The sequence below is a fragment of the Solibacillus sp. FSL W7-1324 genome (genome assembly GCF_038008025.1).
Taxonomy (GTDB): domain Bacteria; phylum Bacillota; class Bacilli; order Bacillales_A; family Planococcaceae; genus Solibacillus.
In genome coordinates, this window is sequence record NZ_JBBOYH010000001.1 from 2231423 (window position 1) to 2252559 (window position 21137).

The 21137-nt window shown below is 38.2% G+C and carries 27 protein-coding genes and 1 other annotated feature; of the genes, 7 read left to right on the forward strand and 20 right to left on the reverse strand.

Features of this window, described 5'->3' with window-relative positions; translation table 11 throughout:
* Window positions 1-287: 287 nt before the first annotated feature.
* The 6 genes from comGF to comGA are packed head-to-tail and all read right to left on the reverse strand — an operon-like array spanning window position 288 to window position 3908.
* Complete coding sequence (gene comGF / locus MKY71_RS11025) at window positions 288-743, reverse strand: competence type IV pilus minor pilin ComGF (RefSeq protein WP_339171852.1); 456 nt, start codon at window positions 741-743, stop codon at window positions 288-290.
* Complete coding sequence (locus MKY71_RS11030; RefSeq protein ID WP_340732616.1) at window positions 740-1033, reverse strand: type II secretion system protein; 294 nt, start codon at window positions 1031-1033, stop codon at window positions 740-742. Before MKY71_RS11030 ends, comGF begins: the two co-directional genes overlap by 4 nt.
* Window positions 1005-1493 carry a prepilin-type N-terminal cleavage/methylation domain-containing protein gene (locus MKY71_RS11035; protein ID WP_339194936.1) on the reverse strand — a complete coding sequence of 163 codons (489 nt, stop codon included), beginning with the start codon at window positions 1491-1493 and terminating at the stop codon, window positions 1005-1007. The genes MKY71_RS11030 and MKY71_RS11035 overlap by 29 nt, the downstream gene beginning before the upstream one ends.
* Window positions 1494-1495: 2 nt before the next feature.
* Window positions 1496-1822 (reverse strand): competence type IV pilus major pilin ComGC, encoded by a 327-nt coding sequence (gene comGC, locus MKY71_RS11040; protein WP_339171858.1) that lies wholly within the window; start codon window positions 1820-1822, stop codon window positions 1496-1498.
* Window positions 1823-1837: 15 nt separating this feature from the next.
* Window positions 1838-2911 carry a competence type IV pilus assembly protein ComGB gene (comGB, locus tag MKY71_RS11045; RefSeq protein ID WP_339171861.1) on the reverse strand — a complete coding sequence of 358 codons (1074 nt, stop codon included), beginning with the start codon at window positions 2909-2911 and terminating at the stop codon, window positions 1838-1840.
* Window positions 2892-3908 (reverse strand): competence type IV pilus ATPase ComGA, encoded by a 1017-nt coding sequence (gene comGA / locus MKY71_RS11050; protein ID WP_339171864.1) that lies wholly within the window; start codon window positions 3906-3908, stop codon window positions 2892-2894. Before comGA ends, comGB begins: the two co-directional genes overlap by 20 nt.
* A 184-nt stretch (window positions 3909-4092) precedes the next feature.
* Here comGA and MKY71_RS11055 point away from each other — a divergent pair, with 184 nt between their 5' ends.
* Together MKY71_RS11055 and MKY71_RS11060 are read left to right on the forward strand one after the other, a co-directional pair.
* Window positions 4093-4791 carry a helix-turn-helix transcriptional regulator gene (locus tag MKY71_RS11055; protein ID WP_340732617.1) on the forward strand — a complete coding sequence of 233 codons (699 nt, stop codon included), beginning with the start codon at window positions 4093-4095 and terminating at the stop codon, window positions 4789-4791.
* Between the two features lie 117 nt (window positions 4792-4908).
* Window positions 4909-5151: a DUF2626 family protein gene (locus MKY71_RS11060; RefSeq protein ID WP_008404362.1), complete on the forward strand. Its 243-nt coding sequence runs from the start codon at window positions 4909-4911 to the stop codon at window positions 5149-5151.
* Between the two features lie 54 nt (window positions 5152-5205).
* On the opposite strand, the gene MKY71_RS11065 is transcribed toward MKY71_RS11060, so the two are convergent.
* Window positions 5206-5850 carry an MBL fold metallo-hydrolase gene (locus MKY71_RS11065; RefSeq protein ID WP_339171869.1) on the reverse strand — a complete coding sequence of 215 codons (645 nt, stop codon included), beginning with the start codon at window positions 5848-5850 and terminating at the stop codon, window positions 5206-5208.
* A 173-nt stretch (window positions 5851-6023) separates the two neighbouring features.
* Here MKY71_RS11065 and MKY71_RS11070 point away from each other — a divergent pair, with 173 nt between their 5' ends.
* On the forward strand, window positions 6024-6200 hold the full coding sequence (locus MKY71_RS11070) for a DUF2759 domain-containing protein (protein WP_008404364.1): 177 nt from the start codon (window positions 6024-6026) through the stop codon (window positions 6198-6200).
* Between the two features lie 89 nt (window positions 6201-6289).
* On the opposite strand, the gene MKY71_RS11075 is transcribed toward MKY71_RS11070, so the two are convergent.
* The 4 genes from MKY71_RS11075 to rpmG form a co-directional block, all read right to left on the reverse strand.
* The gene (locus MKY71_RS11075; protein ID WP_340732618.1) at window positions 6290-8191 is read right to left on the reverse strand and encodes an LTA synthase family protein; all 1902 of its coding nucleotides are present in this window, start codon (window positions 8189-8191) and stop codon (window positions 6290-6292) included.
* 309 nt (window positions 8192-8500) lie between these two features.
* Entirely contained in the window at window positions 8501-8701 is a 201-nt protein-coding gene (locus MKY71_RS11080; RefSeq protein ID WP_251686925.1) for a YqgQ family protein, read from the reverse strand.
* Between the two features lie 17 nt (window positions 8702-8718).
* Window positions 8719-9282: a 5-formyltetrahydrofolate cyclo-ligase gene (locus MKY71_RS11085; protein ID WP_339171879.1), complete on the reverse strand. Its 564-nt coding sequence runs from the start codon at window positions 9280-9282 to the stop codon at window positions 8719-8721.
* Window positions 9283-9425: 143 nt separating this feature from the next.
* Complete coding sequence (rpmG, locus tag MKY71_RS11090; protein WP_008408521.1) at window positions 9426-9575, reverse strand: 50S ribosomal protein L33; 150 nt, start codon at window positions 9573-9575, stop codon at window positions 9426-9428.
* 220 nt (window positions 9576-9795) lie between these two features.
* Here rpmG and MKY71_RS11095 point away from each other — a divergent pair, with 220 nt between their 5' ends.
* From MKY71_RS11095 to MKY71_RS11110, 4 genes are all read left to right on the forward strand, one after another.
* On the forward strand, window positions 9796-10260 hold the full coding sequence (locus tag MKY71_RS11095) for a hypothetical protein (RefSeq protein WP_339171881.1): 465 nt from the start codon (window positions 9796-9798) through the stop codon (window positions 10258-10260).
* Window positions 10260-10748 (forward strand): hypothetical protein, encoded by a 489-nt coding sequence (locus MKY71_RS11100; RefSeq protein ID WP_340732619.1) that lies wholly within the window; start codon window positions 10260-10262, stop codon window positions 10746-10748. Before MKY71_RS11095 ends, MKY71_RS11100 begins: the two co-directional genes overlap by 1 nt.
* 76 nt (window positions 10749-10824) lie before the next feature.
* Window positions 10825-12030: an MFS transporter gene (locus MKY71_RS11105; RefSeq protein WP_340732620.1), complete on the forward strand. Its 1206-nt coding sequence runs from the start codon at window positions 10825-10827 to the stop codon at window positions 12028-12030.
* Window positions 12031-12456: 426 nt separating this feature from the next.
* Entirely contained in the window at window positions 12457-12927 is a 471-nt protein-coding gene (locus MKY71_RS11110) for a glutathione peroxidase (protein WP_340732621.1), read from the forward strand.
* Window positions 12928-12979: 52 nt separating this feature from the next.
* Here the strand turns inward: MKY71_RS11110 and MKY71_RS11115 are convergent, their stop codons facing one another.
* From MKY71_RS11115 to mnmA, 9 genes are all read right to left on the reverse strand, one after another.
* Complete coding sequence (locus MKY71_RS11115; protein WP_340732622.1) at window positions 12980-13840, reverse strand: TIGR04104 family putative zinc finger protein; 861 nt, start codon at window positions 13838-13840, stop codon at window positions 12980-12982.
* Window positions 13833-14327, reverse strand: coding sequence for an RNA polymerase sigma factor (locus MKY71_RS11120; protein WP_339171891.1), 495 nt, complete (start codon window positions 14325-14327; stop codon window positions 13833-13835). The genes MKY71_RS11115 and MKY71_RS11120 overlap by 8 nt, the downstream gene beginning before the upstream one ends.
* A 107-nt stretch (window positions 14328-14434) precedes the next feature.
* Window positions 14435-14806 carry a DUF5071 domain-containing protein gene (locus tag MKY71_RS11125; protein WP_339171894.1) on the reverse strand — a complete coding sequence of 124 codons (372 nt, stop codon included), beginning with the start codon at window positions 14804-14806 and terminating at the stop codon, window positions 14435-14437.
* Window positions 14803-15384 carry an aminodeoxychorismate/anthranilate synthase component II gene (locus MKY71_RS11130; RefSeq protein WP_340732623.1) on the reverse strand — a complete coding sequence of 194 codons (582 nt, stop codon included), beginning with the start codon at window positions 15382-15384 and terminating at the stop codon, window positions 14803-14805. The genes MKY71_RS11125 and MKY71_RS11130 overlap by 4 nt, the downstream gene beginning before the upstream one ends.
* The gene (gene trpE / locus MKY71_RS11135) at window positions 15381-16769 is read right to left on the reverse strand and encodes an anthranilate synthase component I (protein ID WP_340732624.1); all 1389 of its coding nucleotides are present in this window, start codon (window positions 16767-16769) and stop codon (window positions 15381-15383) included. The genes MKY71_RS11130 and trpE overlap by 4 nt, the downstream gene beginning before the upstream one ends.
* 54 nt (window positions 16770-16823) lie before the next feature.
* Window positions 16824-17031, reverse strand: a binding site (T-box leader).
* Between the two features lie 50 nt (window positions 17032-17081).
* A complete protein-coding gene (locus MKY71_RS11140; RefSeq protein ID WP_340732625.1) occupies window positions 17082-18449 on the reverse strand; it encodes a hypothetical protein in 1368 nt (455 codons plus the stop codon).
* Window positions 18446-19087 (reverse strand): ATPase, encoded by a 642-nt coding sequence (locus tag MKY71_RS11145; protein ID WP_340732626.1) that lies wholly within the window; start codon window positions 19085-19087, stop codon window positions 18446-18448. Before MKY71_RS11145 ends, MKY71_RS11140 begins: the two co-directional genes overlap by 4 nt.
* 154 nt (window positions 19088-19241) lie before the next feature.
* A complete protein-coding gene (locus tag MKY71_RS11150; RefSeq protein ID WP_340732627.1) occupies window positions 19242-19907 on the reverse strand; it encodes a tetratricopeptide repeat protein in 666 nt (221 codons plus the stop codon).
* 57 nt (window positions 19908-19964) lie between these two features.
* Entirely contained in the window at window positions 19965-21083 is a 1119-nt protein-coding gene (gene mnmA, locus MKY71_RS11155; protein WP_340732628.1) for a tRNA 2-thiouridine(34) synthase MnmA, read from the reverse strand.
* Window positions 21084-21137: the final 54 nt, after the last annotated feature.

Consider the following 21137-nt stretch of genomic DNA (forward strand, 5'->3'; position numbering starts at 1 on the left):
AATTACGGACTACTTAATTCATTACACCTTCACCTTTATCGTTCTCATTTTGCGTTGTTCATCCAATTGTTTTTGTCAATCATATCGCATAATGTGACATTTTTTCGACTTTGCAAAAAGAAGTCGAACTTTAAGGTAAATTTAGTATATTTATCGTAGCACGAACGTAAATAGATTCCAATGAATTATATACTTTTATTTGCGCAAAATATGCATTTGTATAGAAAACGGCAGCTCCGGAAACGATGAATAATAAAAATACTGCCAAGAGAAATAGTGTACCTTTGTCATTTTGGAGGTAATGGTAATACGAGGTCCCTTTCTCGTTTTGTTCCATCTTTCATCACTACCTTCATGTTCAATTCATTTCCGATAATCGCAAGCTCCCAGTTCTCAACAAAAGGCAGCATAATTTCATTTCCTCCTTTATTCGACCTTTTACGTAAATGCTCTGCAGATTTATCGAAGACAAATAACCGTTCCTCGGGATCATTTAATATTTCAAGTTGCAGCATACTCGAACTGAGCACTTTACCGGATGCGGAATTCATATTGTATTGATGAAGATCATATACGAACAATTCCCAGTTCACTTCATCTTTCATCATTTCAATCTGTCGAAGATCCCGAACCCATAAAAGAATTAGCAGGGTAATCGAACTAAAAAGTACAAACACGGTTAACTGAAATAAGCTCTCCAGTAATGTAAAACCCCGCTCATTTAATATTCGCCTCTCCCTCATACACACAGTTCCTCATTCTTATTATTAAGATCATAATGCACACATACTTGGCGCCCGTCATAATGCCATTGAAACTGTACATCGTCAATTTGCTGCATCCCGGATGTTTGTCCATACCGTTTATATTTCATCGCTCCTATAAAAGCTGCTTCCGCTGCATGTGTTTGAACTTTTTGAATGGCAATTTGCTGTTTCATATTAAATGTGAGCGGAATGATTGTCAACGAAAGGAAAAATAAAATGACGACCGCTAACAGTGTTTCAACAAGTGTTAGTCCTTCCTGGCTCATGAAAAACCTCCTTTTCAAAAATTCTCGCTTTCCCGATATTGACGGAGTACTGATAGCTTGTATCCTCAAAGTGATACGTAAGACGACCAAACGCCTGGACGTTCCCCTGGGTATTGAATATGAGCCGGTTATAAGGTGTAGATAAAAACATATCGATAGGCCGCGCTATTTTCTGATCATAAACAATGTCAGCAGTATTGCGCTCCTTTATTCGAATCCACTGACAGTTAAGAATTTCAAAACTATGAGGTGTTCCTTTCTCAATGGATAATAATTGTGTCATGCGAATTAACATCTCATTTTGGTCCATCACCTGCTTTTCTGTGTAGACCATCAACGGTTTTTGTGAAAAATAGAGAATCATTGAACTGATTACTAAAAAAATAAAGAGAACAATAAGCATTTCCATTAATGTAAAACCTTTTTCATCCGTTACAGCTGATTTAATTTTCTGCTTCATCACTACGTTCCTTTTACCAATACAACTTTACCCTCTACAATATCGATTTTCGTATTATCCGGACATTTCAAATCCTTATCCTCTTCATTTTCTTTTTTCATAATATAACCCTTCGTAATTAAATCTGAGACTGAAGCGGGATATTCATTATTATGAAGCTTATACGCCTCGACTTGTCCTTGAAGCATCAGTATATAGGCATCACAACCTTTTTCATCGATCGATGTGAAGTGTTTGGATATATTTGGAATAGTTACGAGTATCAAAACAGAGATAATCAATAAGACCACAAGCATTTCAACTAATGTAAATCCTTTTTCATTTTTCATCTGTTCCACCTCTTCTTATATAAAATCAATAACATCATACATCGGGATTAAAATACTTAAATACGCAGCAATGACACAAATGGCAATAATCACAAAAAGCAGGGGCTGAATAATCGCCAGCATTCGTTCAATAATTTTCTGAAGCTTTTCATCCAAAAGTTCACAATATAAAATCAGCTCCCGTCCCAGCAAACCGCTCGCTTCACCATGTGCTATAAAATGTTCAAATTTCGGATAGAAAAAGCCGACAATTTCCACTGCCCGCTCCAATGAATCGCCAATAAGAATGCGTTCTTGGAGGGTACCGGCAATATAGGCAATCTGTTTCTGGTGCTGCTGTGTTTTTAAATGGTCGAATGCCTTTTGAAGCGAGAACCCCGCTAATAGCAGATTTCCTAAATGGCGGGCAAACTGCCTTGTCAGAAACAGGCGCCAAAAAAGTCCGATTAACGGGATTCTAAACAGAAGATGAAGCTGGAGATCAATTCGTTTTTTTCGAATTTGGTAAACTACCAAGGAGAGTACAATACTTAGAACGATGCCGACTGCTATAATGTAGTCCGGCATATGGAGGAAAAACGTCGACCACTGAATGCTCGCGGACGATTCGCTATGAACACGGGATGTAATAACAGTGGACATGTTAGGAAGAAAATACGTTCGGAAGCCGATAAATAATACGATTAAAAATGAAAATAAAATGAGCGGATACGATATTATTTTTAATAGTTTTGTTTTCGCCTGCTGTTGGAAAACGAGCTGTTTTGCAACAAGAGCAATTGCTTCGCTCAACTTACCCGTCACTTCTGCCAACTCAATTGAGACTAAATATTGTCTATCTAGACGAAGCAGCTGGAAAACTTGCGTTGCACTGCCACCACCACGCAATATTGATGATATTTCCTGTTGGACAGGTTCATATTGTTTTATATGATAGGGCAACAGCATTTCGATACTATGACCAAATGTATAACCTTCATTTAACAGTGTGGAAATTCGTTGGAGTAATGTAGGGAGCTCCGAGGATTTTATGGCAGGTTTTTTTAATAAAGTAACAGATGTGGCCCTTTTAAGGAGTGGTGTATTCATAGTAGTCTCCTTGAAGCTTTGCAATTTGACCTGCCAATGTTTGCTCATAAGGTAATGTAAAGTATTTTTCCTGAATAATCGATTCAAAGGCAAGCTCCAATTGTTCATCGGTTAAAAATTCAAAAATAGCTTTATAACCGTTTTCCTCTGTCTGGATTAGACGCTGCGAAACAACCGCTCTTAGCATCTGCCGCATTTCTTCAAATGAAACCGACAAATCATGAAGCCGGTAAATACAGTTCACCGTATCCTTTGCATGAATCGTTGAAATAACAAGGTGTCCGGAAAATGCCGCCTCTATGGCAACCTTTGCTGTTTCCCTGTCCCGGATTTCCCCGAGCATTATCACTTCAGGCGAATGTCTCAAAATTGCTTTTAAACCTGCCGAATATGTCATTCCGGCTCGCTCATTCACTTGAATTTGCAACAGCTGCTCTTGCCTGCTTTCTACTGGATCTTCCAAAGAAATGACGTGTCGAGATAAATGCTGTGAACAATAGTGGAGCAATGAATATAACGTGGTCGTTTTACCGGTTCCCGTCGCACCGCTAAGTAATATTAACCCGCTTTCCAGTCTGGCCAGTCTATACAACTGTTCAACACTTTCCCGAAAGTGACATAATGTTTGCAGCGGGACGGTGTAGTTCTGTCGTAATATTCGAACTGCTAAACTTTCTTTAAAGAAGCTGGAAGGTAATGTGGAAATCCGGAAGGCATACATCGACTGGTCGATAAATTTTTGGAAGGAACCGCTTTGAGGCTTTCGCTTTTCACTAATATCAAGCGAAGAAAGAAATTTAAAATAGGAAATCATTCGGGTAGCAAGCTCTGTAGGGAGTTCATCCTCCTTTTCAAAGCGACCGTATTTTCTCATCAACAGATCATAGCACCCTTCTCTAGGGAGTAAATGGATGTCTGTAACATGAAGTTGTGCGGCCTTAGATAAAAGCTCCAAACATTTTTGTTCAATGATCGATAATTGTTTTATGGTAATCACCCCTTCACCAATTCGTTAGATGTGACTCCATTATAAATGGAATGTCCACTCTTTCCTATAAAAACAGATAAAATTTCTTTTTAATAGGAATTTTCTTTCAATATTAACAAATTTGCTAATATTTCATGTAGAATAATAATAAAGTTAGCATTTTTTAAATTTTTACCGTATTGGGGGTCTACTTATGATACATCCGATTAAAATTTCCAGCACTTTTGCAGATGAAACCAGGTTTTCAATTTATGAGTTTATGTTGCAGCAAAAGCAATTTTTATCCGTTCAGGATATTGCAGAGCAATTTAAAATCCATTCCAATGTAGCACGTCTGCATTTAACGAAACTTGCAGAAATTGGCGCTATTTCCTCCGAACATTTAAAAACCGGAAAAGGCGGACGACCTGGTAGAGTATATAAAGCAAAACAGGAAGGAATCAATTTAAGCATCCCTAGACGTGATACATCTTCATTAATTAAATGGTCACTTGAACTGATTCAAGAACTTGGTGAAGCAGCGTTGAGCAAAGCACAGGAAATCAGCTACCGCGACGGAAAACAATCGATGCTTGAACAAATGAAGTCTATAAAACGAAAATCTCCATTTACTTTTGACGAGAAATTGGCCATGATTACGAAAAGTGCCACATTAATCGGTTATATTCCTGAAGTAATTGAACATGACCAATCCAAAACCATCATATTCTCTCTTTTCAACTGCCCCTTCCAAGAACAGATATCGAACTACGGAGAAATCGTTTGTCAGCTCCACGAATCCTATTTGTATGGACAAGTTGATGTACTGTTTGACCGGCATGAAGTTACGAAAATGGAAAGCATGGTTAACGACTGTGACTTTTGTAAATACAAAATTTCCGTACACAATTAATGGAAAAAACATGCATTTGTCACAACTCTTCTATATCTCACAGTTTACATTATCCAGAAACTTGATTTATAATGAATGAGAGACTATTCTATTTTTTTAGAAAAGGAGGGATATTTGATGAGCAATATGTATAAAGTTATGGCATTCTGGACTGCTATTTTCGCCGTTATGTTCTACCTTGGTGGTATGAACGAGGTTTCGCTATTATTCGTAGGTAATACAGGTTTATTTTTATTATTAGGCTTCTTAAATCTTTCAGAACGCATGTACATGTACATTTTTGGCGCATACTTGACTGTTTTCTTCGCCGGTTTCACCTATTACACAACATTCATACACACTCCAGGTGGCGGACATTAAAAAACGACACGCTCTTCAATAGAGAGCGGTCGTTTTTTATTTACATAAGTATGGTTAAAAGCCATTTAAGAAAGGATTGGAATCCATTTCTGCAGCTGGTGTCGTATAGTCGCCATGCCCTGGATAAATAATTGTATCTTCCGGTAATGATAAAAGCTTATCATGAATCGATTTCAACAAGACATTCATCGAACCGCCAATCAGATCTGTGCGTCCGATGCTTTGTTCAAATAATGTATCGCCCACAATCGCAAACGCATCGTCTTTAAAAATAAAAGATACGCTTCCAGGAGAATGCCCTGGTGTATGGGCTACCGTAAAGGTAAATGCACCGATTGTCATTTCCCCTTCTTTTCGGATAATATGTTCTTCCTCAGGTTTTTTGACAATATAATTTGGCAATTCCGCATATTTGCCTGAACCATTTTTCATCGGGTCCGCAAGCCAGTCCACTTCTTTTTCATGGACATACAGCGGGATATTGTATATTGCCCGTACCGCATCCACTCCACCGATATGATCAAAATGTGTATGGGTTAATAAAATTGCTAATGGATTTAAGCCATTTTTTCGTAATTCATTTACAATGCGTGCCCCTTCTTCACCTGGATCAAAAATTAAGCAGTCTTTTTCTTTATTGCTTACAATATAGCAATTCGTTTGAATCGGTCCAAGACTATATTTTCTAACATTTAACATCAATCATCACCTCAGTTTCCATTATACATTTTTTCTATCGATCTCCTAGTGAAAGATATCGTTCAAACAAACGCCATTTTAAAGTGCTCGACAAACGATTTGGAAACCTTTACAATAAAAGAGGAATATTGTTGAGACATTTTTTGGAATGTTGAAAGGAGTGTCAATTTTTTATGAACTTATTAATGGTTATTTTCGGTTTAGTTGCAATTTTTGGCGTAATTGGCATATTCCAATCAATCAAAGAGAAAAACCTATTAGCTGCTGCCTTCAATGCTTTAGCTGCAGGTGTTTTCGGTTGGTTCGTCATTATGACGGTATTAAATCAGGGCTATCCACCAACTCATTAATTGCAACAAAAAAACGTATTGCTGTAGAAGCAATACGTTTTTTATATGAGAAAAAAGCTGCTCCCGAATTTCTCCGGGGGCAGCTTTAATTATTTATAATCCTTATCAATCAGCAGGTTACCCGTTTCTGTATCATAAAAACGCAACAGGTCACCATTAATAATCTGATCCGAGTATTCCAGTTCTTGTGTTGCACGGTCAATGAATGGCTGACACGGTTCCGTATCAATCGCTTCTCCCGTTTCACGGTCGTAGCATACTTCACCAGCATACACATACTGATCTGTTACAAATCGACCATCACGGAAAATAACGAAATCCTCATGTTCTTCCGAGAATAGGTCAGCACCTAATTGCATATCTTTTGAAGTTTCAATACCTAACAGATGCAGTAATGTCGGACGAATATCCAACTGACCTGCTACATTATCCATCACTTGTCCATCATTTGAACCAGGGATGTGGATATATAATGGGACAGCCTGTAAAAGCGCACTGTCATATGGTGTGATTTCTTCTTTATTTAAATATTTAGCCATCGCTTTATTATGATTTTCGGAAATTCCGTAGTGGTCTCCGTACATCACAATAATCGAATTTTCATATAAACCCTGTTCCTTTAAATCATCGAAGAATTCCTTCACCGATTCATCCAAATAGCGAACCGTTTGGAAATAACGGTTTAACGTACCTGAATTTGAATCGTATTCAGGAATCATCATATCTTCCGGATCCAAATAGAACGGATAATGGTTTGTTAAAGTAATGAGACGGCTGTAAAATGGCTGTGGCATTTCTTTCATCAATGATGCGGATTGTTCAAAGAATGGAATATCCTTTAATCCCCAGTTTACAGATGTTTCTTCCGTTACTTCGTATGATTCAATATCATAAAATTGGTCTAATTTAAATGATTTATAAATCATATCACGGTTCCAGAATGATTTGTTGTTCGCATGCATAACATTTGTGAAATATCCATTTTCACCTAAACGCTCTGCAAAGGAGTTATACGTATTTTCACCATGTGTGAAGAATACAGCACCTCGGCCTAAACCATATAACGAGTTTTCGAAAATAAACTCAGAATCCGAAGTTTTCCCTAATCCCGTCTGGTGGTAAAAATCACTGAAGTAATACGTATCTTTATCATTTGTCAATGAATTCAGGAATGGTGTGACTACTTCCCCATTCATTTCTTCATTAATCACAAATGACTGCAAAGATTCAAGTGAAACTGCAATTACATTTCGCCCTTCGTACTTGCCGAACATTTCGACATTAGGTTCAGCCTGATTTGCGCGTACATAGTTACTTACTTCTACTAGCTCACTGCCATCTGCCAACGCACGCTGTGCAGACGATTTCGATTGCACATATACATCGTATAGATGGTAGTTGTAAGTTCCGATATTTTTTACTAATAATTCACGGTCAAATGCTCGTGTCAATAGTTGGGGACGTTCAGTTTCTGCTAAACCTAAGTTTAAAAATAAAATAGCTGCCGTCATGACAAAGTATGCTTTACGTGCATCTTTACGTATAGGCAGTAACGATTCTTCTTTTTTCGGTAAAAGCTTTACGGTTAACATAATCAGTAATACATCCACAAAATAGAAGAGATCCATCCAGCTGATAATTGCTGCAGCTGATGTACCTAGTTCTCCAAAATTACTCGTTTGGAATAAAACAGGCAATGTTACAAAGTCATTGTAGAAACGGTAAAAGGCAACATTTCCGTATACTACTAAGGCCAGTAAAATACTACTGCCGATAATATAGCGATTTCGCGCTTTTTGTGATTTCAAGAATAATGACAATCCATAGAAGAATAATAAGAAGCTTAATGGATTGATAAACAAAATTAACAATTGCATTGCATTTTCTATCTTCATATCAAAGCTAGTTTCATAAACAATTACAGTTTTAATCCAGGTTGCTATTACGGCAATCGCTAATATCGAATGTTTAGGCCATTTAAAATCTTTCATATCCTATACATCCTCTCTTTACATATTCGATTTTTTTAATTACATTATTTTATTTGTGTAAAATCCTCATTCAAACAAAATCTATGTTAAAGCTTTTCAAACAAATCCGCAACATTATTTCGTTTAAACAGTTACATTCATAAAATAGCACTATTATTTAGTACGTATTAAACTTGAAAAGGTTTCGTTAAATACGAAAACAGCGGTTACTGCCGCTGTTTTACTCGGGATATGTTCGCCAAAAAGTTAAAACCCTAAGTAAACAAGCATATCTCTCTATGATCCCTACTATTATACGTTAAATGACGGTTATTTTCCTGCTTTAAGCCTTTGCTCTTCCTGACGCAGGATTAACAGAGCCATCTGAAAATCTTTTGTATCAATAAATTTCGATTTATATAATTCCTTGATTTCGTCTTCCATTAAGTATAGATCTCCAATACGGTCCTTTGTATAAATGTAAATACCGTATTGTTTTAAGATGCCAAGCACATCCAACATTGACTTCATTGTCGTTCCTCCACCAATTATTCGCAGACTATGCGATTTTTGTCTGTAAGTAGTATATGTACCGGAAGATCATGTGATTCTCTCGGTATTTCGTTCAACAGCTGCTCCTCAAATGCAAGGGATATACGCATTCCATTAAATCCAACTAAATAACGGTCATAATAACCCCCGCCAAAACCGATTCGGTACCCGTGACGATCGAAGACTACCCCTGGCACGACCATAACATCAATCCGTTCTTTTTCAATCAGTTCCGTTCTTTCTCGTATCGGTTCTAATATATTTTTATATGCTCGTTCGGTTTCCTCAAAACTGTTAATTTTGTAAAACTGCATCGAGCGATCTTTCGGATTACATTTCGGAACTGCAACATATTTATTTAATTTCCATAATTCTTCAATAATAAACGTCGTATCCACTTCCGGCTGATTTGATAAAGTAATTGCGATTAAATTTGCTTTTTGAATAGATGGTTCCTGTAATAATTGCCGAGCGATTTCCATTGAACGTTCACGATATTCCTGATCGGTCATATTGGACAACTTTTCCTGCACGTTTATACGATAGTCTCTTTTCTCCAAACAAATCCCCACTTTCAATCAAGCTGTTTTAAGTTAAACTTTCCTATCATCAATCAAATTCGTTGAATGATCATAGGAAAATTTAATAGGGTATCAAGTAAAAAGCCAAAACCAACGAGTGGTTTTGGCTAAATGAGCGATTATTACTTTGTTTCACGGTGAAGAGTGTACTTCTTCTCGCGAGAGCAATATTTTTTAAGTTCAAGACGCTCTGGATTGTTACGCTTGTTCTTTTTTGAAATGTAGTTACGTTCGCCGCAGTCTGTGCAAGCTAAAGTAATGTTTACGCGCATCATTAACCCTCCCACTCTAAATTAAGAATAAATTTATTTGAGCATGATTTATACGACTTACCTATTATAACACACTGTTTTAAAAAATCTAGTATGATTTCTTAATAAGTTTTACTATGTTAAAATAAAGGGAATCTGCAGTAAGAAAACAATTAACCACTTCAAATGCAAGTTTACTGTCAAGACAATGCTATAGATCAAAAGAAACGGAGGACTTCATATGGGACTTTCTTCAATATTAATGATTGCTGGTATTGCTGTCATTATTATATCCCTATTATTTAAAGACAAATCAGCAAAAGTTGAAAGAGATGTTGAAGATTTATCGATCAATATTTATCAGGAAACGAATGCTTTAAAACGACGCGTAAAAGCTTTGGAAGAGGAACTGCTTGTCGAACCAAATTTTCAAGTACGCAAACCTTCTTCTGTCCAACAGCAAAATTCAGAACAACAAGCGGCTTTCTCCTCTTTTCAGGAAGTAGCAGCCCAAGTAAAAGCAGCTCAAAGCTATGGAGCATCTCCTAAGGCGACTCCGCAAAATAATGCAAAGCCGATTAACGGCATTTTAGTTAGTCAAGTACTTGCGCTTAATAACCAAGGCTTATCGATTGAGGAAATCAGTAAGCGCTCGACATTATCACATGCTCAAATCCAATCGATTTTAGCAAATGGAGGTCAATAATGAAATCATCATTGCGAGCATTTGGTATCGGTCTTTTTTTGGCAGGTGCAAGCATGGCGTTGTTCGACAATTTGTCTTCAGATTCCAGTCAGAAAGATAACACGGCTTATGAAAAGCAATTAGACGACTATGAAAAACAGATCGCCGAATTGAAAAAACAGTTAAACGAGCAAAAGCCTGATAGTGACACTTCTAATAAAACGGATGAGCAAACAACCCGTACAACTGAAAAGAAATCTGCTGCCACAGAGGAACAAAACAAATCAGATGTAGTGGAAGAGACCATTTATATATACGAAAATGTATCCATTTATACAATCGGACAACAAGCGGAAGATCTAGGTATTGTCACAAATGGACGCGAGCTTGAGCTTTATTTGTCCAAACCGGAATTTGCGCGTTCTATTCAAAAAGGCGCATTTGATCTCCGCTCTGATATGACGATCGAAGAAATCGCCCAAGTACTGACAGGGCAACCAACTGAATAATTGTAATGATAAATAACAGATAGCAAGCTATCCAAACGAGCGATTATTCAAAAGTTATCAAGATTGAAGGGATTATATGGACTATATAAAAAGAGGAACAAAAGCTTTTACAATGACGAATATCGCGTTATTTGCTGCAGGTTTCATCACCTTTGCCAACCTTTATATAACGCAGCCATTGATGCCCCAGTTTTCAAATGATTACAATGTTTCGCCTGCAATAGCCAGTTTATCACTCTCTGCTGCTACATCCGTTTTGGCATTTAGCCTTTTACTTTTTGGTTCATTATCGGAAGCATGGGGACGAAAAAAATTGATGACCGCTTCAATATTTGCGGCGTCGGTTTTAACACTGGCACTTGCGTTTGCCCCTAACTTTGAAACGATACTCGCATTGCGAATCATTCAAGGAATTGTATTTGCCGGAGTGCCTGCCATTGCGATGGCTTATTTAGGAGAAGAAATGGAACCTTCAAGCTTAGGAGTGGCAATGGGTCTTTACATAAGCGGAAATGCGATTGGCGGTTTATCGGGCCGTATAATAATCGGCACGATGACTGATTTATTCAGCTGGCAAATTGGAATGATTGTACTCGGGGTTTTAAGCATTATTATCAGCTGTTACTTCGTATGGGCATTACCTGAATCCAAACATTTCACACCACGCCCACTACAGTTCCGATTACTGACTAAAACACTATTCCAGCATATAAAAGATAGACGACTTGTATTATTATTCGGGATTGGATTTACATTAATGGGCAGCTTTGTGACCATGTATAATTATATCGGTTTCAAGTTGGTCGAGTCTCCCTATAATTTAAGCATGACTTTTGTAAGCTGGCTATTTGTTGTTTATTTAGTAGGAACGTGGAGCTCTACATGGTTCGGAAGCTTGTCTGATCGATATGGAAGGCAAAATGTTCTATATAGCGGCATTGTCATTATGCTCTTAGGTGCGGTTCTTACATTCCCCGTAAGTTTACCTTTAAAAATAAGCGGACTCGTTATATTTACATTTGGGTTTTTCGGCGCCCACTCCATCGCAAGCGGATGGGTCAGCCATTTAGCCAAAGTCGATAAAGCCCAGGCCTCCTCTTTATATCTGTTCGCCTATTATATGGGATCAAGTATCGGAGGAACGCTCGGCGGTATTTTCTGGATGAGCTACGGTTGGAAAGGTGTTGTGCTCTTCATTGGGTCAGCACTCATCGTTACCTTTATTTTTGCTGGATTCATTCAATACTTTCAATCTAAATACGAAAAAATGCAGAGCATCTAGAAAGGAGCTCTGCATTTTTTATTCCCGTACCCATGTTAAACCTAATGTTCCTTCTCCTGCAAGGACGCCTACACAGGCAGAAAGTGGCGTCGGTCTAAATTGAATCGATGGACAGTCCTTCAATAATTGCTTTCTCCACCCGATAGCTCCTGTTTTATTATTGCAGTGAATAATCGCAACTTCTATTCATTGTAAAACTCCTTGGTGTTAAAGTTTTATGTCTCCCAAGAATGTAAGCGCAAACATAGGAATGGTACAGTGACCCCTGTAAATTAGAATGGATAAGTATTAGAGCCGACATTATTCCGACAAGATTCGTGTTTTATTTTGATTTTTAAGTGAGAGCGATTATTTTACATACACCCTTTTTTTACGTACGATAAAAATACAAAAGATGATATTAATAGTTTCGAGGAGGAACGGGGCATGAATATTTATGATATTCCTGTTAAGACTGAAAAAGGCGAGCAATATGAATTAGACCGTTATAAAGGTCAGGTAATGATGATTGTCAATACGGCAAGCAAGTGCGGATTTACTAATCAGTTTACAGAGCTGGAAGAATTATATGATAAGTATAAAGAGGAAGGTTTTGTCGTACTCGGCTTCCCTTCCGACCAATTTAAACAAGAGTTGTCTTCGAGTGAGGAAGCTGCTGAGTTCTGTCGTTTAGATTATGGTGTTACGTTCCCGATGCACGAAATGGTGAAAGTAAACGGTTCTGAAGCCCATCCTTTATTTAAACACTTAACTTCCGAAGCAAAAGGTCTTCTGGGCCAATCAGTAAAGTGGAATTTCACGAAGTTTTTAGTTGACCGTGATGGCAATGTTATTAAACGTTATGCCCCAAAGGATTCACCGACAAAAGCAGAAAATGATATTGCAAAATTACTGTAGAGTATACTTTATAATAGAAGAGAGCAGCCAAAGATGAATCCGGCTGCTCTTTTTAATATAAAAATACTTCTTCATCAGTTAGTTCCAAATATAAAGGCATCACTACTAAAAATATTGCCAGTACATAAAATAACAGGCACAGAATGGTTAAAGATACTGGTAAATCAAAATATGACGAGAAAATAATTGTTGGTGATGTAAGCATCGTTAGTACACCGATGATTTGACGGTACTTTTTAGTATAATATATTTTTTCACTGCATTTTGGACAACGCAATTCCATTTTTAATTTACAAACGATCTTTATTTGTTCTTTATGTGAATACGAATAGTGGCAATGCGGACAGCATACCTCTCCTGTTGTATTACGGGCAAAATATAATAAAATTACAACTTGCATAAGAAGGACAAGCAAGAAAATGCTAAGTTTCAGCCACTGAATGTCCACTTCGAACATTTGGATAGCGCTCCCGATTGCATAGACGACAAATGGCGAGAGTGTAATGAGCAAATAGCGTAATTTATAAACTGTTTTACGAAGTTTACGTGTTTTCGGATTTTGCCATCTTTTCATTTTAAAGAAAACGATTGTGGTGAAAACTCCATTCACAATCAGCAATAAACTGATGATGGCAACATACTTCCCTCTTCTCGCAACTTCGGCCAATTGATCTTGTTCAAAGTTTTCCACTACCGGGCTTGATGCCTGATTCGGAGGCGATACGATTCCACCATTAGCGAATAAATACAGGAAAAATACTGCTGTAAAAACAAATATCGGGGCAATAACAATGGTCCAATTCATTTGTCGTTTCGGGCGTTTGGACTGATCGATTGTTTGCATTAATTTTGACTTCTGTTGATCCGTTAACTGCAGTTTGCTTAACTCTTGCTGCCATTTTTCCTTAATCATCCTCCATCACCTCCATGCTTAATTTTGGCTTTAATTTCGCTCGAGCTCGCTGTAAACGAGATTTAACAGTCGATACCGCCAATTCCAACAGTTCCGCGATTTCAAAAACCGTCATTTCCTCATAATAGTAGAGTAATAACACTTCCCGGTCTTTTACCGGTAATGCAAGAACAGCGGCGGTTACTTCCCCCTGTAATTCCTTCTCGACATAAATCTGTTCGGCACCTTTTTCATGTTGCTGAAAAAACTGAGTCAATGCGAATTTCCTGCTTTTCCAGCTACGCAAATAATCGTAGCTGCGGTTGATTGTCATCTTTACTAAATAAGTTTTAATCGAGGCTTTCTGTTCAAATTGTTCTGATTTTTGATAGTAGTTTATAAAGACGTCTTGGACAACTTCTTCAGCTGTTAAACGATCCTTTGTATATATAAAGGCAATGCGGTACAAATAATCACTGTATGTATCAATTAATTTCTCAATATCCACTAGCCGCCCTCCTTTCACCCTTATAGACGGAAACAAATTCAATTTGGACGCATATTTTTAAATATTATTAAAAAATCGCCTAACCGCTATACGATTAGGCGAATCTATTACGGCTGAAAACTGATTAAGGCTTCTTGAGCAGCTTCAACATTATCTTCATTGAAGGATGTTTTCTCCATTGCGGCAATTTGTTCGACGGCGTCTGCCAATACGAGCTTCGAATAAAACGGCAGCTTTGGTACGATTTCCACAAGACACCAGTAAATCCACATGTCATCGTCCCCGCGCAGCACTTCATCAACAAGTGGTGTCAGTTCATTCGGATATTGTAATAATAGTTCAACCATTGGCTCCGCGACAGGCCAGTTCATATCCTGCACCCACTCAAGGAGCTCCGGCAATAAAGGAATGACCACTTCTGTATCCGCGGCTTTCAGAAATTCCACTGCAGCAATGTCATGTTTATCTTTCGGGATCATGCCAATACCTCCACCTTCTTTAAAAACTCGCTGATCATAGCTGTACCGAGTTCTGTTCCGATGGACTCCGGATGAAACTGCAGTCCATAAACCGGATATTGAACATGTTGAATGGCCATAATTTCCCCATCGTCTGAACTTGCAGCAACAACCCGGAAATCTTCATGCAATGTTGGCTTTTCAATAATAAGCGAATGATAGCGCATCACTTCTACTTCCCCGTCGAACTGTGTAAACAAACCCGTTTTTTCATATTGAAGGGTGCTTGTTTTTCCATGCATAATATTTCGGGCACGGCTCACCGTTGCACCGAACGCTTCGCCAATCGACTGATGGCCGAGACATATACCTAATATCGGAATCTCTTTATAAAGCTCGCGAATCATATCAATGACAATCCCCGCATCTTTCGGTTCCCCGGGTCCTGGAGAAATAACAATCGCTTTCGGCTGCAATTTGCGGATTTCCTCAACGGTCATCACATCATTTCGGACAATTTTTACCTCTTCGCCAAACTGGGCGATTTGATGAAACAGATTATACGTAAATGAATCATAGTTATCAATAAGTAAAATCATTTGCGCACCTCCAGCAATGCTTTTGCTTTATTTAATGTTTCTTCATATTCCATTTCAGGGACTGAATCATAAACAATCCCTGCACCCGCCTGAACATATGCTTTTTCATCTTTAATGACCATTGTACGGATTGCCAGTGCTAAATCCATATCCCCTGATGCCGATAAGTAACCAATGGCACCCGCATAGATCCCACGCTTTCTCTGTTCCAGCTCATTAATAATCTGCATCGCTCGAATTTTCGGCGCCCCCGAAACCGTACCGGCTGGCAGGCTTGATGCAATGACATCGACTAAATGTGCATCATCGCGCAACTTCCCTGTAACTTCCGAAACGATATGCATCACATATTTATACTTTTCAATTTCCATATATTTTGTCACAGCGACTGTTCCAACCTGCGCAACACGACCAACATCATTCCGCCCTAAATCAACAAGCATTTTATGTTCGGCAATTTCCTTTTCATCTTGCAGCAATGCATTTGCAATCGCTTCATCTTCCTGTGCATTCCGTCCTCGCGGCTTCGTTCCTGCAATCGGATTTGTCGTGACAAGGCCTTTTTGAACTTTCACAAGACTTTCCGGCGATGTACCAAGAACCGTATAATCCCCGAATTCCATATAGAACATATACGGCGAAGCATTTGATGTCCGTAATTTCCGGTAAAGCGTCAAAGGATTTTCCCGGAAATCGGCTTCAAATGTTTGAGACAAAACGACTTGAAAAATATCACCATTACGAATATGCTCTTTTGCTGTTTCAACCATTTCAATAAAGCGTTCTTTTTTTATAGTCGGTACGAACTGTACATCTATTTCTGTTGTGTGCTTATAGGCTAAAGATGACATCATCATTTGTGCAATATCATCCACTTTTTGCTCCATTAACTCCATCGTATGACCCGTCTGAAACAAATCCATTGCCACAATGGAAACTTGCTGCAACAAATGATCGATCACGATGAACGTTTCATAAAAATAAACATGTACATCGGGCATATTGTATACATCGCCTACAATTTCCCCAATCTGTTCAAAATGGTAGGCTGTTTCATAGCCAAAATAACCGATTGCCCCACCGAAAAAAGCAAAAGGAGCATCTTCTATTTGGATCGGCAACAGCTCTTTCAATAAAGTTAATACCGGTTTCTGTTCAGTCGTCAGCTCCCGATTATGAATCGAATAAGAACTGGATTCCGCATTTCCTTTTAACTCACCGACCGGATTAAAGGCGATGAAGGAATAGCGTCCATTTTGCTTAAATTTTGCATTGGATTCGAATAATACCTTCTTTGTTCCGACAATTGATTCAAAAATCGAAATTGGCGTATATGTATCGCCATTTACCTGCTTTATTACATACTTGTCTGTCTTTACTACCATGCTCATCTCTCCTCAGCTTTTCTATTTGGGAACACAAAAAGGCCCTTTCGCTTTTTAAAGGACGAAAGAGCCGTGGTGCCACCTTTATTGACTAAATAAAATCTATTTAGTCCACTCAAAACTCGTAACGTGAGCACTACGGCACAGCATTTCCTCTGTGCAGCTAGAAAGTCCATTCATAAAGTACGTTTACTGACTTCCACCAACCGTCAGCTCTCTAAAAAACGCCGCTTTACTACTCTTTTTTCATCATCGCTTTTACTATACTAGCTATTGTATCGTTTCAACCCGAATTTTACAAACTATTTTAAATTAACTGTAAATGTAAAGTTGTCCGTGTGATTTTGCATAGTACAGACTTGCATCGGCAAAAGCCGCTAATTGTTCATACGATACTTCTTCTTTCTTCAATTGATCCGAATGGATAAATCCGAAATGAATCGGGATTTCTACAATACCTGATGTCGTATGAACAGCAGTTGTTCGAAGTTTTTCCTCCAGCTTCATCAACAACTTAAAAAAGTCGCTTTCGGAAATATTTTTTATAAACGCTTCTCCTGCGCTTTTCGATAATACATTTACTTTTGCCTCATACTCGAAAATATTTTGATAAATTGATTCGAATAAAGTAAATAACAATTGCTCATTAAATAAGCTACCAAACAGCTCTTCAATTTTGTCGGTGATAAAACACCAGTGGATACAGTAAATTGCCTCCTTGTTCGTAAGCGCATTTTCTACAAAGCTGATCGTGCTTTCCTTTGAAACAACATGCGGGAATTTGATTGCGAGCGCAGTCGTTTCCTCTTCGAAAAATAAGTCGGTGTGGATGTTTCGCTCTTTACGGACATTGGCCGGCTCATTTTTATGCAAATTGATCAGCTGCTGCAGTTCATTTTTATAACGGAATTGATCGATTAGCTTAAAACGTTGTAAGTATCTCTCAACTACAGACATTAAAACAATATTCTGTTGTTTCTCCAATTGAAAAAATGCCTGTTCAAACATTTCCAAGCTTTCATGCCCATGACCAATCCTATAGTTTAAAATCGCTTCCGCAAATAGTATATTCCCGGCATAGTAAGGATATTTGCCTTCCAGATGCTGCAAAAGATCTTGCTTTATCTGATTAAATTCCTTGTCACTGCTTGTTGAAGCATAATAATAAAGGGCACCTAAATAACCTCTCACAACAGTTGCATTGACAGTACTGGCTTTCTGTTTATAATACTCCGCCAATTTTATGGCGATATGCGCATTTTCCGGTTCGTTTTTATAACGGTACTGTGCTGCCAGATTGCAATAATTAATGATAATAAGCTCATCGCACTGCAGAAGATGCGCATATTTAAGTGATTTTTTTGCGGCTTCAATCGATTGATCATGATGTTTTGTAAAGATATGTTCAAGACTATATAAATAGAAATAAACCATTTTATTTTCATCTTTGCCATAAGTTAAACAAAGCTTTTCATAATCATCCATGACCGCATGGAAGTTTTGATAGCTTCCTATTTCAAAATAGGTTGAGGCTAAAAACTCATAGCAAAGAAGTGCTTCTTCATACCTTTTTTCTTCAAGTGCAATCGGCAATGTAATCGTGCTGAATTGAATCACTTCCATATAGCGCAACTCGTTGAAAAGGTTTCGCAAATGTTCAATCTGGTTTGAAATTTTCATGTTACACGTCCACCCCAGTCGTTGATTAATCCAAAAACCGCTTCATAAATTTCACTTGCCTCAGCAATTGCCTGTTCATAGTGGTGAAGGAGGGACTGTTCGAAATCAATTACTAGCACCTGCAATTCTTTTAATATCGTACTTTGCAATAAAGCGAGCTGTTGCGGGTAATTTTCAACTTCAATATATTTCGCATCATAGTATGGTCGTAAACTTTTACTGCTGAAACTTTTTAGTGCCTGAAAGTTCGCCGCCATTTCCTCTTTTTCCCCTAATTTCTCATTAAGGAACTGCTCCTGCTTTAAATAGACATATATTGCACAAATAAAAGCCAGCTTTTTGTTTTCATATAAAGCAAGCTGAATATAACGTTTTATTTGAAAGCTTTTAATTTTATCCAATAAAAATTTCCGTATTGGGTAGATCATCGTATTTTCCGGATTGGAAATACGATCGATTTCTTCAGTAGATAATAAATACCAAATATCAAATATGATGACTGTGCGTTGGTAAGACTCTTCACTGAACGGAAGTATTAATGTAAATAAATTAAGTTCCTCAATCAACTGCTGAAATTGGTACATTGTCTCGTCAGAAATTAAAAACATACAATCTGCTTTATCTATTTTAGCGTGCATGCTGCATATCTCACCTCAACTAAATGTCAGTTTCATCCATCATATCATAAACTTACTGTTTTGAAGTATTTCATTTTAGTATCATTTAAACATAAAAAAGTGATGGCTGAAAATTCTCTTTTCAACACATCACTCTATATTTTCTTCAATTCAATTAATTTGAACGTTGGCAAATCATATCATATAAATACTTCGCCTGATCGAATTCAGGCTGCAATGTGTAAGCTTGTTTTAAATGATATTTTGCTTTATCGGTATCTGAAGTGGAGACTGCGTATAATACACCTAAATTATAATGTGCATCCGCATTGTTCCAGTCTTCTTCAATAACAAATTCCAGCTCCGGCTTCGCAAAATCGAACATTTCCAAAGAGCAAAGCAAGATGCCGTATGATAAACGTATTTGCAGATCTTTTGGCGCAAGCTCTGCTGCACGTTGCATAAATGGCAGCGCCAATTTGAATTGCTGCTCGCGTTCAAATGATTTTGCCAGCATGTAATAGGCATCTGCCCCTTCGATACCGTAATCAATTGATTTTTGATAAAGTTTTGCGGCTTCTGTATAGCGCTCTGCTTCATAATATAAATTCGCCAATCCGTAATATGCAGTAGCAGCTTTTTCATCTACTGTAATCGCCTTTTGGAAAAAGCGTTCGGCACGTTCGATATCACCCATTGCCGCAAGCAATGTACCGAAGTTTACATAGCCGATTGCATCATTCGGCTGTCCTTCAATTGCCTGTGTGAAAGCTTGTGCAGCCTCTTCATAACGCTTTTCCTGAAATGCTTTAATTCCGATTTCGTTATAGTTTGTATCCATTTTTTCACCTCTAAAAATATGTATAGACGCTCATTTATAATGAACGTCTATCGTCTATTACCCTACATATGTTAACTGTTCGCTATTTTTAAATACACCATCGATCGTGCCGCCGCCCAGACACTCTTCACCATCATACAGAACAACCGCTTGTCCAGGTGTGATTGCTCGAACCGGCTCTGCAAATTCGATATATGCTGTACCGTCCTCACGCATTGTCACTGTTACCGGCGAGTCTTCCTGACGATAGCGGAATTTTGCCGTGCAGTTAAATGTGCCTGTTCTGGCTTCTCCTGTAAAGCTCATTTTTACCGCAGTCAATGCATCCGAGTACAGTGCATCGTGATGGAAGCCTTGGCCTACATATAATACATTTCGTTTTAGATCTTTCCCGACCACAAACCAAGGTTCACCGTCTCCGCCGATTCCTAAGCCGTGGCGCTGCCCTAATGTATAATACATTAGACCGTCGTGCGTACCTTTTACTTCACCATCAAATGTTTCCATGTTGCCTGGCTGTGCTGGAAGGTACTGGCTTAAAAATTCTTTGAAATTACGTTCACCGATGAAACAGATTCCCGTTGAATCTCTTTTCTTCGCTGTAGCCAAACCTGCTTCTTCCGCAATTTTGCGAACTTCCGGCTTCGGTAAATGACCGATCGGGAACATGACTTTTTCGAGTTGTTCAGAAGTTAACTGATTCAGGAAGTATGTTTGGTCTTTATTATTATCAATGCCTCGAAGCATTTTCACACCATTTTCATCATGTGCTACTCGTGCATAATGGCCTGTCGCTAAATAATCTGCGCCAAGTGCCAGTGCATGCTCCAGGAAGGCTTTAAATTTAATTTCTTTATTGCACATAACATCCGGGTTCGGTGTACGACCTGCTTTATATTCTTCCAGGAAGTACGTAAATACTTTGTCCCAATATTGTTTTTCAAAGTTGACAGCATAATACGGAATGCCGATTTGGTTGCATACTGCGATAACATCATCATAATCTTCTGTCGCTGTACATACACCAAACTCATCCGTGTCATCCCAGTTTTTCATGAAAATACCGATTACATCATAGCCTTGCTGTTTCAATAAATATGCCGCTACTGATGAATCTACGCCTCCACTCATTCCAATAACTACTCGAATTTGAGATGGATCTCTTGTTTCTACCATTTACTATTCACCTTTTCTTAGACAAATCGCGTAAAAGGCGCGAAGTCTTTCTTA